Origin of the sequence: Megasphaera sp. AM44-1BH (assembly GCF_003467125.1) — a bacterium.
Lineage (GTDB): Bacteria > Bacillota > Negativicutes > Veillonellales > Megasphaeraceae > Megasphaera.
Window position 1 is genome coordinate 1 of sequence record NZ_QSFA01000013.1, and the last position, 15,998, is coordinate 15,998.

Below are 15,998 nucleotides of genomic sequence, written 5' to 3' on the forward strand. Positions count from 1 at the left end.
CTAGTTTTGTCAACTTCCGAGGCAGCGTAAAAGTTGTAAAGTGCTGTAATGAAACTGAACACATAAAAAGATCCATAGCGAATACCTTCATGTTATGATTTATAATGGGCCCCTTGTCTAGACCACAGTAAAAATTTTTAAGCTTATTACGCGACTTCTGTTAACGACTGAGAAAAATGTGAATAATATACGGCATCCGGTGTTACATAATCAAGTGCAGCATGTGGGCGAAGCGTATTGTATTCTGTAACATACTCGCTAATTCGTTTACGAAGATCTCTTGGAGATGAAAATTCGTTGGGATAGATCAGCTCTGTCTTGAGCGAGCGGAACCAACGCTCAATCATGATGTTGTCTGCCCAACGACTCTTTCCATCCATGCTTTGGCGAATCCCAAATGCCTTTAACACATTCTTGTATTCGAGACTTGTGAATTGAGATCCTTGATCTGAATTGATGATTGCCGGCACGCCATGTTGAGAAATGGCCTCTTTGACAGCCAAGATGACTGATGATGCGTCCAGCGTATCCGACAAATAGTGTCCAACAATTTTACGACTATGCCAATCAATAATGGCTGTTAAATACATATGGCTGCGATTCATCGGTAAGTAGATAATATCGATGGACCATACCTGATTAGGAAACCGAGCATCGTAATTGCGAAGCAAATACGGCACCACAGCCTCTTTGCTGTTTCGCTTGGACAAATTAGGCTTTGGATAAATTGCGTAGATTCCCATCTTTTGCATGAGACGCCGTACAGTCTTACGACAAATATTGTACCCATTTTCCTTGAGTTTGATAACGATCTTTCGTGATCCCATATAAGGAAACTGCGTATGGATTTTGTCTATTTGCTTCATCAGATCTTCTTGCAGGGCTTGGTATGTTGTATTTTGTGGCCTTTCTTGATAATACAGGCTCGATCGATTGATACCCAGTAGCTGACATTGCCGACGCACAGATAGGTCATGATTCTTTTTGATCATAGTCTGGGATGGGTGGAATGGGTGGAATGGGTGCTCCAGCTTGGCGAAAGCAGTCCTGAAGAAAATCACGTTCCAGGGTAAGCTGTCCAATGGTTTTCAGCATCTGATCGTTCTTTTTCTTCAGATCTTCCTCCTTCCTCTGAGCCGTTTTTCGCTCAGTGTTTGTCCCAAAGGCAAGATAGGCATTTGCCAAAAAGTCCTGTTTCCATTTTCTGACCATCATGGGATTTAGAACATGTTCTGCACTAATTTGGTTGATATCTTTTTCGCCTTGTAATACGGTCAAGACAATTTTGCTTTTGAATTCAGATGTGTATTTTCTTTTTGGCATGATGTGTTCCTCCATATTTAATTGGATTATATCATACACTTAAAAATAAATTTACTGGTCTGAATTCATGGGTCCATTATATTGTTTAGGAAGTAAAATGATGTTAAAATAAGAAAAAATGCACCGTATAAAGTTTAACTAATCTATTAAAGGTGCTGAGTGTTATTTTATGCTATTTTTAATATAAAGGAGGCGATTAGATTGAATAGAATTTACAAGGTTATATTCAATCACGCAAAAGGGCAGTACCAGGTTGTTTCAGAATTAGCAAAAAATGGCGGGAAAACATCGGGCAATTCTTTATTAAGAACAATTATTAAATCGGGGGGGGGGTACTGACTAGTACCGTATTAACAGCTGTGCTTGTATTTGGAAGTGCACTTTATGGTAGCGCTGAAGTTGTTCATGACGGTGATATTTTGAATGCCGGAACTAACATTTCTGTAACTAAAAATGACACAACAAAGACAATCACAATATCCACTGATGGGGTCGCAACCAGTGCAGAAGTGGATGCAGTAAAAACAGACGTACAAAATAACCAAACAGCTATTGCTGCCAATACGGACAAAATTGCGGATAACAGCACAGAGATCGCTAACAATAAGGTCGGAATCAGCCAAAATTCCAATGACATCCAGAAAAACAAGACGGATATTGCGGCGAATAAAAATGCGATTACAGCCAATACAGGAAAAATCGACAATAATACGGCCGATATTACAGAACTAAAAAATGTGAATTCTGCTTTAGGCTTGGATAAAACAAAACCGGGAATGAAGTATTTCCGTGCCAATTCCACAGGAGAGGACGCTGCAGCGGTGGGGAAAGATGCTGTTGCCATCGGTGTCAGTGCAAAAGCAAACGGCAAAGATTCTGTGGCGCTGGGCGATGCTGCTCGTTCTGCTTCATCTGCTGATAACAGTATTGCCATTGGCCGAAAAGCTGTCAGCGGATCTTTTAACGGTATGACGGCTGATGGCGACAGTTCTACTGTGGTTATAGGCGGAGGCAAAGCAAGCATATCCATCGGTGATGCAGCCAATGCTCGGGGAAACTCTTCGATTGCCCTGGGAGATGGAGCGACGGTCTATAATGATGGGACCAATGCTCAGCTCAACGATAACAGCATGGCAATTGGAACGAAGGCCCGTACGGTTGCTTCGAATCATGCGATTGCGATGGGCAACAATGCTGCTGTGACGCAAAACAGTCATAGTGCTGCAGCGATTGGAGACAGCGCAAAGGCTGAGGCGGAAGGCGCACTGGCTCTAGGCAAAAGTGCGGCTGCTTCTGGAGCTGACAGCATTGCGGTTGGAACAGAGGCAGTCGCCAGTGGAGTAGATGCCTTGGCTATGGGTAAGAGTGCGCAAGCCAGTGGAGCAGATGCTGTTGCTCTTGGGAACGGAGCTGTTGCTGGGAGCAGTGCTTCTGTGGTTTTGGGCAAAGATGCCAGTGCCAATGCCGTCCGGTCTGTCGTACTTGGCCCTAATGCAGGGGTAGGTATGGTAGGGGATGTATTAGGGGCGAAGGGATCCCATGTAGTCATCGGAGACGGTGCTGGCAACAATATTGACGGACAACAGAACATTGCAATTGGCTACAAAACGGGAAATGATGTCAAAAGCGATCATAATGTTGCCATTGGTTCTGAAGCTGGGACCAATATCGGAGCAGGCGGAAACACATCGGAAGGGAAAAATGTTTCCATTGGATATCATGCTAATAAAAACGATTCTGCTGTATCGCGGATCCAGTCTACGGCTTTAGGCAGTGAGACGAAAGCTGCTGATGATGCCGTTGCAGTCGGGTATCAGGCACAGGCGAATGGAAATGGATCTACGGCAGTCGGGTTTAACGCCCAGGCTGCAGATGCGGCCAGTGTAGCTTTAGGTCAGGGCGCACAGGCTTCAGGCGGCAATGTTGCTATTGGCAATGACTCCGTGGCTAACGCCGCTATGATCAGTGGGACTGGGTATCTGACAGGACAGGCGGCTCCCAAGACTGCCGTTTCCGTCGGCAATGCATCGGCGCTGCGCCGTATTACCAATGTAGCTGACGGGGCACTAGATCAGGATGCCGTGACAGTGGCACAGCTCAAAAAATCAATCGATGCTACGGTAGCCCAGGTCAATGCCAATGTTTCTTCGGCAACGGCAAGCGGAGTTTATTATGATACGGTCACTTCCGGAGATGGAGACAGTATTACTCTCCGTAATAATGACAATAAGGGAACGAAAATCCATAATGTCGCCGCAGGGACATTGGGGACCGATGCAGCCAATGTAGCCCAGGTCAAAGAACTTGTAGATACGGCAAAGACTCATTACTATTCTGTGAAATCCACGAATCAGAATAACTATGACAACGATCTGGCCACGGGTGAGGATTCCATGGCGGCCGGCGTGAGCGCCAAAGCTTTAGGGGACAGGAGTGTTGCGCTGGGGAATAATACAGAAGCGCAGAGCCTTGGCAGTATTACAGTGGGAGCCGGTTATGAAGATCCGGCTAACCCGGGCAGCCTGAAACAGACGTTAGCCATCAGCGGTTATCAATATAACACGGCAATCGGGGCTGGCGCTCAGGCAGCCGGAAATCATTCTCTGGCTATAGGGACTTTGGCAACATCCTCTATAAAAAATGGTGGAAGCAGCGTAGATAAAGCTGTTGCCATTGGCTATTCTGCTGGCGTTTCTGATGACAAAGCCATCGCCATCGGCAGTGATGCCAAAAGCAACAGCAAAAGTGCTTCCGCTATTGGTGATACGGCTCAGGCACTGGCAGAAAATGCTCTCGCAGTGGGGACGAATGCACAGGCAGAAGGTGTTTCTTCCGGGGCAATCGGTACCCAAAACCGGGTCACTGGGGCAAATACATATGTTTTGGGCAGCCAGAACAGTACGGCTGCAACAGGTACAGCTGCTGATGTAAGTGCTTCGAATTCGGGGATCTTTGGGAATGAAAACCGAATGGAAGGGGACAGCAATCGTATTGTAGGGAATCAAAACGTGCTGAAAATGGAATCCCTTTCCAATAATTCTGCCAACCTGAAAGCCTTTGGTAATATTTTTGTAACGGGCAATCAGAATATGGTTACCGGGGATCCGGATACAAGTACAGCAGGCGATGCGGGTATTGTATCTGATATCGCTATTACCGGTTCGAAAAACACCATCCGAGCCAAAAATCAGAAAAACAAGGATTTGACGGATATCCAAATCATTGGCAACCAGAATACCCTTGATGCCACGGCGCAGAATACGGATTTGTCCAATACCCAGATATTGGGCAGCCATGTAACAGCCACTTTGGGGAATTCCGTCTATCTGGGCAGTAACTCTGCTTATGTTGCATCAAGAGCCACTACGAAAGGGATGGATGCTTACAGCAGCAACGGAACCTATCAATACGCTGGGGGGACCCCTGCTGGTATTGTAACGGTGGGCTCCGTGGGGAAAGAACGGCGCATCCAGAACGTTGCGGCCGGTCTGGTCAGCGCAAAGAGTACGGATGCTGTGAATGGAAGCCAGCTTTACACCATGACGCGGCCTCTGCGGTTTGCTGGAGATAATTCGACCATTGGCAATACTTCAGAAGCAGATGTCAATGTGCTCCATCGCGGTTCCGACCAGGCTATGTCCCTTTTGGGCGGTGCTAACAGCAACAATTTAAGCGATAATAATATCGGGGTGGTTGCCAATTCAGCCAATAATACGATGACCGTAAAATTGGCAAAAGATGTGACTGGGCTGAACAGTATTACGTCAAAAACCATAAACGCTGAGACGGTAAAGGCCGGCGATACCACCGTCAATAATCAGGGAGTGACCATAGCTGGAGGACCTTCTGTGACCAAAGAAGAAATCAATGCGAACGGTACGAAAATTACCAACGTAGCTGCTGGTACAGCGGATACAGATGCTGTCAACGTCAGTCAGTTGACGAAACAGTCTGCTGATTTAACGGAAAAAGGGTTCGGATTAAAGGATCAGGATGGAAATATCGTCCACAAATCCCTGGGAGAGGATATTGAAGTTACCGGGGACGGCAAAAATATTTCTACGAAAGTGGAAAACGGAACGATGAAAGTGGTCCTGAACGATGATCTGAACGTGAACAGTGTGACGACCACCGACGATAAAGGAAATAAGACCGTGACCAAGGGAAGCGGCATGACCATCACGGATAAAGATGGGAATGAGACAACGATTGGTGCTGGGGGTATTACGATCACGCCGAAAAATCCGGCACCAGGGACTTCTCCCGTTTCTTTGACAGAAAAGGGGCTGGACAATGGCGGCAATCAGATCCACAATGTGGCTGTCGGCACTGCCGGAACGGATGCGGTGAATGTCAGCCAGCTGAAAGATGAAATTGCCAAGAATGCCACCAAATTGGTAGACGGAAAAAATACGACAGTTACAGGCACAGGCACAAAGGAAGATCCCTACAAGGTCAATGTCAATGACAATCTGCATCTGGGTGAAAAAGGCGAAAATGGTATAGACGGTTCCATCGGTGTGGCGGGCAAAGATGGCTCAGCTGTTACCATCAATGGGAAAGATGGCTCTATCGGAATGAATGGAAAAGACGGGAAAGATGGGCTTACCATGAAATCTGCGAAAGGTCAGGATGGCGTGGATGGTTCCAATGGTGCCAATGGTATGACCCGTATTGTTTACGAAGATGATGGGCATGCCACCCATGAAGTTGCCACATTAGATGATGGACTGAAGTTTGCTGGAAATACAGGATCTGTGGCCAAAAAACTGAACAGCACCATGACCATCAAAGGGAATGGTACGAAAGCGGACGCGGAATATGATGCTTCCAACATCAAGACTGTAGTGGATGCAAATGGAGATCTGGTCATCGGACTGGACAAGAATCTGAAGGCAGATACTGTTACCGTGGGCGGCCAGGGCAAAGACGGCGCTGATGGCATCAATGGGGCTATTGGTGTAAAAGGTGCCGATGGCAAAGATGGGGTTACCATTTCTTCTATAGGTAAAGACGGAACCAATGGTACCGATGGTCATATTGGCATCAATGGCAAGGATGGTGCCTCTGCTGACATCCATGTTGTAAAAGGTGTGAATGGAGTAGACGGCACGGATGGCTATAATGGCACGGATGGTATTGATCGGATCGTCTATGAAGATCACAATGGGAATACCCAGACGGTCGCTACTATGAACGACGGAATGAAATATGGCGGCGACGTCGGGAATGTAATCAGTAAAAAACTCAATGGGCAAGTGAATGTAGTTGGGGGCATTACGGATTCTTCTAAACTGTCTACGGAAGACAATATCGGAGTGGTATCTGATGGAAGTGATAACCTGAAAGTGCGGCTTTCAAAAGATTTGAAAGGACTGGATTCGGTTACTACGAAGACTGTTACAGCAGACACTGGGAATATCACGACGGTAAATGCCAGCACTGTCAACGTTGGAGACACCACCATAACGACGGGAGGGATGACAATCCAAAACGGTTCCGCAGGTCAGGATGTTACGCTCAATAAAGATGGGTTGAATAATGGTGGAAATAAGATCACCAACGTAGCTCCTGGAGATATTTCATCGACCAGTACGGATGCCGTAAATGGAAGCCAGCTGTACCGTGCGGAAAACAGGATCAGCCGATTGGGAGATCGAGTGAATCGTGTTGGAGCAGGTGCCGCGGCACTGGCAGGATTGCACCCCTTGGATTTCGATCCAGATGACAAATGGGATTTTGCTGCAGGGTATGGGAATTATAAAGATGCTCATGCAGTCGCTATCGGAGCGTATTATCGTCCTAACGAAGATACGATGTTCAGTGTGGGAGGTTCCTTTAGCGGAGGCGAAAATATGGTGAATGTTGGTGTCAGCTGGAAATTTGGGCAGAAGAGCCACATCTCCCGTTCACGTGTTTCCATGGCTAAAGATATGTTGGCTATGAAGAATCAGATTGAAACGCTGACAAAAAAATTGGCAGCCTATGAATCGGGTCAGCCTGCAAAATTGGTTCCTACAGCAACCGGAACTATGATCTTCCCAGATGTACCGGAAAATCATTGGGCTTATGAGTATGTTAAGAACTTAGCGGAACGAGGTTATCTGAAAGGATATCCGGATGGAGAATTTAAAGGCGATAGAGCGATGACACGTTATGAATACGCAGCCATTATTTACAGGGCTTTACAAAATGGAGCGCCTTCGGATGGTAACATGACCCGTTCTGTAGATGACTTTGGTCCTGAATTGGTTAAAGTGCAGAATATCGATCGTTTCCGCGTAGACCGAATTTCCGGTAAAGATAATGATCGGCATAAGGTGGAACGTGTACGGGTAAATGATAAAGATGATAAAACCCAAAATGTGTACCGTGATGTTTACGGAAACCATATTCAAAAGTAGGGCACGGTAGATAAGAAGTATAAAAGCGCCAGTTGCTCGAAAGGAGTGACTGACGCTTTTATATTAGTGTTGAATATAAAGTTGGGCTTGAAGATGGGTTACCAGTAGAAGTGTATAAGTATATAAAATATAGTTTTTTATGATAGTGTTGATAGATGATATCTGGGAAAATTTTAAATTCTGATTGCAGTTTGACTTTTTTATTCATCATCACTTGGTTAATTTAATAGTTGGTGCATATTACAATTATAAGCCACCAACACGGGTTAGAATATATTGGTCATTATTTTTGATTAAATTATAGAACTCAGATTTGCTATTTACCCATAGGCCTTCATTTTTTCCATTACCTGCAATCCAAGCCGGAGCTATGGTTTTTACTGAATATGATACATCATAATAGTGATTGTCTGTCTTACTGGTATCGTTTATTGGGCCATTAATTCGATTAATTTTATAATCGAAAATTTGATTTTTAGTGAATAATCTCTCGGATTTATAATAGTCAAATTCTTGGATTAGTATTTTGTTAACAATTTCTTTTTCTGATAATCCCTCTACGTCTGATATTGCTATGTGATTATATTGAACCTTTTCGGATGGTATGGATTCATACGAATAGAATAATAAATATACAACTCCTATTAGTATAATCACTATAGTTTTTGTTTCTATTTTCTTAGCCTTAATGCATTTATAGATGGTAATAATTATCACAAGAAAAGTGACGATATATAATAAAAACAAAGAATCACTTATAAACATAATCATTTTTAATATCACCTATTTTCGAAAAGCACAATAGAATTAAAGATTAAAATAAAAAACGCAAGTTTTTAGAAAACAGTGGAATAGATGAGCTATTTTTTACATCGATAAATATTAACTTAAGTGTAACGAAGATACGCCAATACAATCAAATTATATCATGAATTGTATATAGATGATAGATGTGAGTAAAATTGGGGCTTAAATATGTTTTATAGTGCCAAGGACAAATTTAGGGTTATGTTGTAGGCCTGTTCAGTTGGCAAACTTCCGTCCTTTTCAATTCAGAATTTTTATGAAATTAATAAAGTTAACTGCAATATTTTCAAAATTGAGATTTGTCGTAATTTGAAGAATTATAAATTAATTCTTCAAATCGACTTTTAACTATTGCGGATCTGGGCAACTTCATTGCAATTAATAAAGAAATTCCTAGTGAGAAAGGAGTTAGAAAAAATAAGAGGGTTAAAATTAGTATCCACCTATTTTTTTTAACATGCACACGGGGTGTTCAAAATTCTGACTATCGTTCGATTGTATCAAATACGGACACCTTTGAGATGACATTTACACAACCGGCGCGACCCTTGAAGCCTGCGCCCGGGCATTAAAGAGAAAAGGCGCCGCCAGGGTGACAGGTCTTGTCATCGCCAGCGGTACACCGTAATCATACTATAAGAATTAAAAACGGACAGGTAACGATGTGTGTATCGCTATCTGTCCGTTTTGGTTCAGCGTTATCATTTCAATATGTTTTTAGCCCAGCGTTTCAATAAAAGCTTTAACGATTTCCGGATCGAAAAGAAGGCCAGAAGCACTAAACAATTCCCGGACAGCCTGAGTTTTGGTTTTAGCCCAGAATTCTGTACTGGGATTGATAATCGTGTCATAGTAATCGGCTACAGCTATAATACGGGCTCCCAGAGGAATATTGGCACCACGCAGATGTTTGGGAAAACCGGAACCGTCCCACCGTTCGTGGTGATATACGATGTATGGGATGATGTCCTGGCAGCAGGGGATATTTTCTATCATGTTGCCACCTGCTGCTGCATGACGTTTATACATTGCTTTTTCACTGCGGTTCAGATACGGAATCTTAGCCAGAAGCGTGTTGGATACAAACAGCAACCCTACATCATGTAGCAAAGCAGCGTGTTTTATTTGTTCTATTTCGCTCTTTGGTAGTGCTAATTTGGCTGCTACACTGACACTGTAATTTGCGACCTGCAGAGAATGCATATACAGCCTGTGGCTCTTTAGTTGTATAAACTGCAACAAATCAGCGGTAATAGCGTCCAGAGATTCACGTTCTTCAGACCCGATACCGGCAGATTGGTTTAGTGACATCATAAACATAGAGACAAACCCTTCCGTAAAACTTATTTCTTTCGCTTCTGATAGCTGCGTATACGCCGGGACCGCTTAGGATGGCGGAGGATAGAAAACATCTTGGCACTGGTGCGCTTGATGCGTGCCCCTGTGTTTTTCATCCTTCGTACAGTGGTAATCTTATTTTTGCGCTTTGGACGCATGTCCCGGATAGAACCAAAATCACCACGGCGGATACTTGTCGCTTTGATGCGGTCTGACTTTAAGATGATCTTCAGGGCACTCATGATTTTACTTGCCTGAAGGTCTGTATTAAAACTATAGATATCGACAGCGGCATAAGAAAGATCAGGATAGGTATGTATGCAAAGATGAGCATTACCGGAAACAGCAATACAGGTCAGTTCATTGTCAAGATGATAGAAACTGGCTCCGTCTAAGGTTGCACCAACGAGTTCGAAAGCGCGTTCCACTAAAGGCTGTAAATCTTCAGGATCTGTAAACACAGCCTTGCAATTATAAAAATCAATCAGTAAATGTTTTCCTAATGTATTGTTCATAGAGTCCACCCATCGTTTAGTTACAGTTCATTATATAATTTTTTACCATCCTTGTAAATGTGCTTTCTGAATTCGTAAGCTATTTGTAAAACTATACTCATTTTATATGCTGAAATCAGAAAAAGGATTTGACAATATTTTTACAGACGTTCTAAATATAAAAGGGCTGCCGCACGTCATTGCGTGTGGCAGTCCTTGGCAGTTAATTACAGTCAGTTTCCTAATTTCCATGTATTTTCCAATACGCGGAAGTGCAGGTCGTGCCATTTTTTGTTCAGGTCTTCCATAGATTCATACGTAGAATAGAGAAGGTTATTATGTTTCTGACTCGCCTGCTCCAACTGGGTGAGCCGGGTCTGCTGTGTATGTAGTTCTTCTTTTAGAAGGACAATCTGATATTGTAAGGCTGCAATCCAGAAGAACTGGATGACAACGAGGATTACAGCTGCTGATACGGACAGGACCAGACATTTTTCCAGTCCGGACAAAGACTGGTACCGCTTTTTTACTATGCGCTTTTGCCGGTCGTATTCTTCTTCCGGGCGAACGCCGCTGGTATCGGTCTTTGACTGGGAAAGAGAAACGATGCGGCGTTTTAACGAACTGGGCAGACTCAAAATGGCACACCTTCCTGCTTAGTATGGTTACATGCATCAGATATTGGATATGGTACGTGTCTTATTACGGACAAAATCGAGCCAGAGCTGTGCTGCATGGGACAGATAGTGACCGCGTTTCCAGATGACATAGAGGACATGCATGATTTCCGGTTCCACGAGGGGACGGACGACGACTTGTTCCGCTACGCGGGGATTGGATTCCTTGTTCGGGCAGATGCGGCTGGGCAGTAATGCGACACCCAGGTTGGCAACGACTGTCTGGATCATCAGATCGCGCTGGCTCGTTTCAAAGACGATTTTAGGCTGGAAACCGATTTTTTTGCAATCCTGGATGATTTCGTCGTGGAGATTAAAATCATCACGATACAAAACGAGAGATTCATTGGCCAGTTTCTTTAAGGGGATGGTCTTTTCTTTGGAAAGGATATTGTCCCTGTGAATGATTACGTTCATGGGATCCTGAGTCAGGAAGAACGATTCGAAATCCTTTTCTTTCGGCTGGGTGCAGATAATACCCAGGTCAATCAAGCCTTCCTGGACACTGATTTCTACTTTTTTGGAGCCGTGTTCGTACAAATCCAGTTCAATCTGGGGATATTCTTGTTTGAACGCTCCCAGGAGATTTGCGAAAATAGGAGCTCCCGTAATAGGCGGCAGCCCGATGAGGACTGTACCTTGTTCCAGTTTGAACTCGTTTTCGAAATCGGTTTTCAGATGTTCAAACATGAAGACGACACGTTTGGCATGGGAAAGGAATATAGTACCAGCGTCGGTCAGTTCGACCGCTTTTGCGTTACGCATAAAGAGTACGACGCCTAATTCTTCTTCCAGTGCCTTGATTGTGCGGCTGATAGCCGACTGGGAGATGTGCAGTGTACGTGCTGCTTTGCTGAAAGATTTTTTGTCTGCTACTTCGACAAAATACTTAAGATGATGAAAGTCCATAGTGTTACCTCCTGTTAATGAACACTGAAAGAGTATATGTTTACATATAGGAACATGAGAATATTAAAAATAGCATACATTTTAGTATTGAATTGTAAAGGTCAAAAGCCTATAATTACCTTGTAAGGAAAAGTTACAAGTACGTTCGGCATACGATGACTAAAGAAGAGTTCATCATTCAGATTGCTTTGCAATTGTGTAATACTACATTTATAGTATTACATATTAAGAATAATGGCAATACTTTTTGAAGAATCTTTATAACTTTTTTATATGATTTGTTTATTTTTGTGCCATAAATGCGCCAATGTATACAAAATACATTGCAAAAGACGCATAGACAAATCAAAATGGTTCTTCCTCCCTCCTCTTTGTAGGGCGTATGTTATTTTCGGAACATACTAAACTTTGCTTGTCAATGTAAGATACGTATGCTGCTGCTATAATAATGTATCTTATATTGGTTTATACATCTATATTTTTATTAAGGAGCGTGTATTATCTATGAGTAAGTTCAAAACCATGGATGGCAACGAAGCTGCTGCATGGGTCTCCTATGCATTTACTGAAGTTGCCGCAATTTATCCTATCACGCCGTCTTCACCTATGGCTGAACACGTCGATGATTGGTCCGCTGCCGGTCAGAAGAACCTTTTCGGTAACACCGTAAAAGTTATTGAAATGGAATCTGAAGCTGGTGCGGCTGGTGCGTTCCACGGTTCTTTACAGGCTGGCGCTTTGACAACGACATATACGGCTTCCCAGGGCTTTTTGCTCATGATTCCGAATATGTACAAAGTTGCTGGTGAATTACTCCCTGGTGTATTCCACGTAGCTGCCCGTGCGCTGGCTAACCATGCACTGAGCATTTTCGGCGATCATCAGGACGTTATGTCTGCTCGTGCTACTGGCTGCTGTCTCTTAGCTGAATCCAATGTCCAGGAAGTTATGGACCTTGGTGGCGTTGCTCACCTGGCAGCTCTGAAAGGCTCGCTTCCGTTTATCAATTTCTTTGATGGTTTCCGTACATCTCATGAAATTCAGAAAGTCGAAGTTATGGATTATGATAATTTCCGCAAACTGATTGACTGGGATGCTGTCAAAGCTTTCCGTAAACGTGCTCTGAATCCGGACAAACCGGAAATCCGTGGCACTGCTGAAAACCCGGATGTATACTTCCAGCACACAGAAGCCAGCAACCGCTTCTATGACGCTATGCCGGATATCGTTGCTGACTACATGGCTAAGATTTCTGAAATCACAGGCCGTACATACAAACCGTTTAACTACTACGGCGCAGAAGATGCTGAATCGGTTATCGTTTCCATGGGTTCTCTCTCTGACGTGGTTAAACAGGCTGTTGATTATCTGAACGGCAAAGGTGAAAAAGTTGGTTCCATCAACGTTCATCTGTATCGTCCGTTCTCTGCTAAATATCTGTCTGCTGTACTGCCGAAGACGGTTAAGAAAATCGCTGTCATCGACCGTACAAAAGAACCGGGTTCTCTTGGCGAACCGCTGTATCTGGATATTGTTGACTTTGTTAAAGAACAGGGCCTCGATATCGACGTTATCGGCGGCCGTGCCGGCCTTGGCTCCAAAGACGTTGTTCCGGAAGATATCCTCCCGGTATTTGAAGAAGTCAAGAAAGAACATCCGCTCAATGGTTTCACCATCGGCATCGTTGATGATGTAACCAACCTCTCCCTGCCGCGTGCTCCGAAGATGCCGCTCAACACGGAAGGCCTTACATCCTGCAAATTCTGGGGTTTCGGTTCCGACGGTACTGTTGGCGCCAACAAATCCGCCATCAAGATCATCGGTGACCACACTGACATGTATGCTCAGGCATATTTTGCTTATGACTCCAAGAAATCCGGCGGCGTAACGATTTCTCACCTGCGTTTCGGTAAAAACCCGATCGATATGCCGTATCTGATCGATGCTGCTGATTACATTGCATGTCATCGCCAGTCCTATGTTAAACGGTTCGACATTCTCCGCGGTATTAAAGATGGCGGTACATTCATGCTGAACTGCACATGGACTGATGAAGAACTCGACAAAGAACTGCCGGCCAAGATTAAACGCGATATTGCTAAGAACCACGTTAAATTCTACACGCTGAACGGCGATGCTATCGGCCAGAAACTGGGCCTCGGCACACGTATCAACATGGTTATGCAGGCTGCATTCTTTGCTCTCGCCAAGATCATTCCTGTTGAAGACGCTGTTAAATATCTGAAAGACTCCATCATCAAAAACTATGGCAAGAAAGGCCAGAAAGTCATTGACATGAACAATGGCGCTGTTGATGCTGGTATTAAAGAATTCCACGAAGTAAATTATCCGGCTTCCTGGGCTGATGCAAAAGACGAAGTCACCGAAGGCCGTCCGGTTCCGGAATACTTCGCTAAAGTTGCTGCTCCGATGCTCGGCCAGGTTGGCGACGACCTGAAAGTATCCGATTTTGTTGGCCGCGAAGATGGCACGATGCCTTCCGGTACTGCAAAATTTGAAAAAGCCGGCCCGGCTCTGCACGTTCCTGCCTGGGATGCAGAAAAATGCGTTGGTTGCATGCAGTGCTCCTTCGTCTGCCCGCATGCTACGATCCGTCCGGTCCTGACAACTGCTGAAGAACTGGCAGCTGCTCCGGAAGGCTTCAAAGCTGCTCCTAAAGCCAAGAGCGGCAAAGAATACAATGTTACCATTGTCGTAGACCAGCTCGACTGCCTCGAATGCGGTTCGTGCGTCAACGTCTGCCCGGCCAAAGCTCTGACTATGGTTCCGAACGACGACAAAGAACGCGCTAAGATGGATTTCTGGTACTATGCACAGGATAAGGTAACTCCGAAAGTTAACCCGCAGAACAAGAAGACGGTTATCGGCAGCCAGTTCGAACAGCCGCTGCTCGAATTCTCCGGTGCCTGCGCAGGCTGCGGCGAAACACCGTATGTCAAACTGCTCACACAGCTCTTTGGCGATCGCATGATGATTGCTAATGCTACAGGCTGCTCCTCTATCTGGGGTGCTTCTGCTCCTGTATCCCCGTACACCACGAACGCTAAAGGTCATGGTCCTTCCTGGGCTAACAGCCTCTTCGAAGATGCTGCTGAATTTGGCCTCGGCATGTTCATGGGCGTAGATAAAGTACGTAAAGACCTGGCTGGTGAAGTAGAAGCAGCTAAAGCTGTTGCTTCTGACGAACTCCAGGCTGCTCTCAGTGACTGGGCTGCCAACATGTATGAAGGCGAAGGTTCCCGTGAACGCGCCGACAAAGTAGTTGCTCTCCTTGAAAAAGAAGCAGCTGGCAAACCGGTTCTGGAAGATATCCTCGAAAAGAAACAGTACCTCGTTAAACGGTCCCACTGGATCATCGGTGGTGATGGCTGGTCCTACGATATCGGTTACGGCGGTGTTGACCACGTACTCGCACAGGATCAGGATGTAAACGTTCTCGTACTCGATACAGAAGTTTACTCCAACACAGGCGGCCAGTCCTCTAAAGCTACTCCGTCTGCAGCTGTTGCCCAGTTTGCCGCTTCTGGTAAACGCACGAAGAAGAAAGACCTCGGCATGATGGCTATTTCCTATGGCTATGTATATGTAGCCCAGGTAGCTATGGGTGCTGATAAGAACCAGCTCCTCAAAGCTATGACAGAAGCTGAAGCTTATCATGGTCCGTCTCTCGTCATCTGCTACGCTCCCTGCATCAACCATGGTATCCGCAAAGGCATGGGCAAGAGCCAGACAGAAGAACAGCTCGCCGTACAGTGCGGTTATTGGGATCTGTTCCGTTACAATCCGGATCTCAAAGAAGCTGGCAAGAATCCGTTCAGCCTTGACTCCAAAGAACCGGACTACAGCAAATTCCAGGAATTCTTACAGGGCGAAGTTCGTTATGCTTCCCTTAAGAAAGGCTTCCCGGAACAGGCCGAAGCTCTCTATGCTAAGACAGAAGCTGATGCTAAAGCACGTCGTCAGTCCTATGTACGCTTCCAGAAAGGCTTCGAAGCCTAAGATGCAGCTTATATGTGCATAACATA

The 15,998-nt window shown here is 44.9% G+C and carries 10 protein-coding genes; 3 read left to right on the forward strand and 7 right to left on the reverse strand.

Annotated elements, in window-relative coordinates; genetic code table 11:
- Positions 1-146 precede the first annotated feature (146 nt).
- Entirely contained in the window at positions 147-992 is an 846-nt protein-coding gene (locus DW949_RS09140; RefSeq protein ID WP_026385706.1) for an IS3 family transposase, read from the reverse strand.
- Positions 973-1,323: a transposase gene (locus DW949_RS09145; protein WP_026385707.1), complete on the reverse strand. Its 351-nt coding sequence runs from the start codon at positions 1,321-1,323 to the stop codon at positions 973-975. Before DW949_RS09145 ends, DW949_RS09140 begins: the two co-directional genes overlap by 20 nt.
- 159 nt (positions 1,324-1,482) lie before the next feature.
- Here DW949_RS09145 and DW949_RS13815 point away from each other — a divergent pair, with 159 nt between their 5' ends.
- Entirely contained in the window at positions 1,483-1,662 is a 180-nt protein-coding gene (locus DW949_RS13815; protein ID WP_233539556.1) for an ESPR domain-containing protein, read from the forward strand.
- A gap of 170 nt (positions 1,663-1,832) precedes the next feature.
- Entirely contained in the window at positions 1,833-7,727 is a 5,895-nt protein-coding gene (locus DW949_RS09150) for a YadA-like family protein (RefSeq protein ID WP_233539557.1), read from the forward strand.
- Between the two features lie 246 nt (positions 7,728-7,973).
- Here DW949_RS09150 and DW949_RS09155 read toward each other — a convergent pair whose 3' ends face one another.
- The 5 genes from DW949_RS09155 to DW949_RS09180 form a co-directional block, all read right to left on the reverse strand.
- Positions 7,974-8,498, reverse strand: coding sequence for a hypothetical protein (locus DW949_RS09155; protein ID WP_026385709.1), 525 nt, complete (start codon positions 8,496-8,498; stop codon positions 7,974-7,976).
- 753 nt (positions 8,499-9,251) lie between these two features.
- On the reverse strand, positions 9,252-9,854 hold the full coding sequence (locus tag DW949_RS09165; RefSeq protein WP_059076873.1) for an HD-GYP domain-containing protein: 603 nt from the start codon (positions 9,852-9,854) through the stop codon (positions 9,252-9,254).
- Positions 9,855-9,877: 23 nt separating this feature from the next.
- The gene (locus tag DW949_RS09170; RefSeq protein ID WP_118022926.1) at positions 9,878-10,387 is read right to left on the reverse strand and encodes an S-adenosylmethionine decarboxylase family protein; all 510 of its coding nucleotides are present in this window, start codon (positions 10,385-10,387) and stop codon (positions 9,878-9,880) included.
- 212 nt (positions 10,388-10,599) lie between these two features.
- Positions 10,600-11,004 carry a hypothetical protein gene (locus DW949_RS09175; RefSeq protein ID WP_118022927.1) on the reverse strand — a complete coding sequence of 135 codons (405 nt, stop codon included), beginning with the start codon at positions 11,002-11,004 and terminating at the stop codon, positions 10,600-10,602.
- 36 nt (positions 11,005-11,040) lie between these two features.
- Positions 11,041-11,952 (reverse strand): LysR family transcriptional regulator, encoded by a 912-nt coding sequence (locus DW949_RS09180; protein WP_059076876.1) that lies wholly within the window; start codon positions 11,950-11,952, stop codon positions 11,041-11,043.
- A gap of 504 nt (positions 11,953-12,456) precedes the next feature.
- On the opposite strand from DW949_RS09180, the gene nifJ reads away from it, so the two are divergent.
- Positions 12,457-15,972, forward strand: a complete 3,516-nt coding sequence (nifJ, locus tag DW949_RS09185) for a pyruvate:ferredoxin (flavodoxin) oxidoreductase (protein ID WP_118022928.1) — start codon at positions 12,457-12,459, stop codon at positions 15,970-15,972.
- Positions 15,973-15,998: the final 26 nt, after the last annotated feature.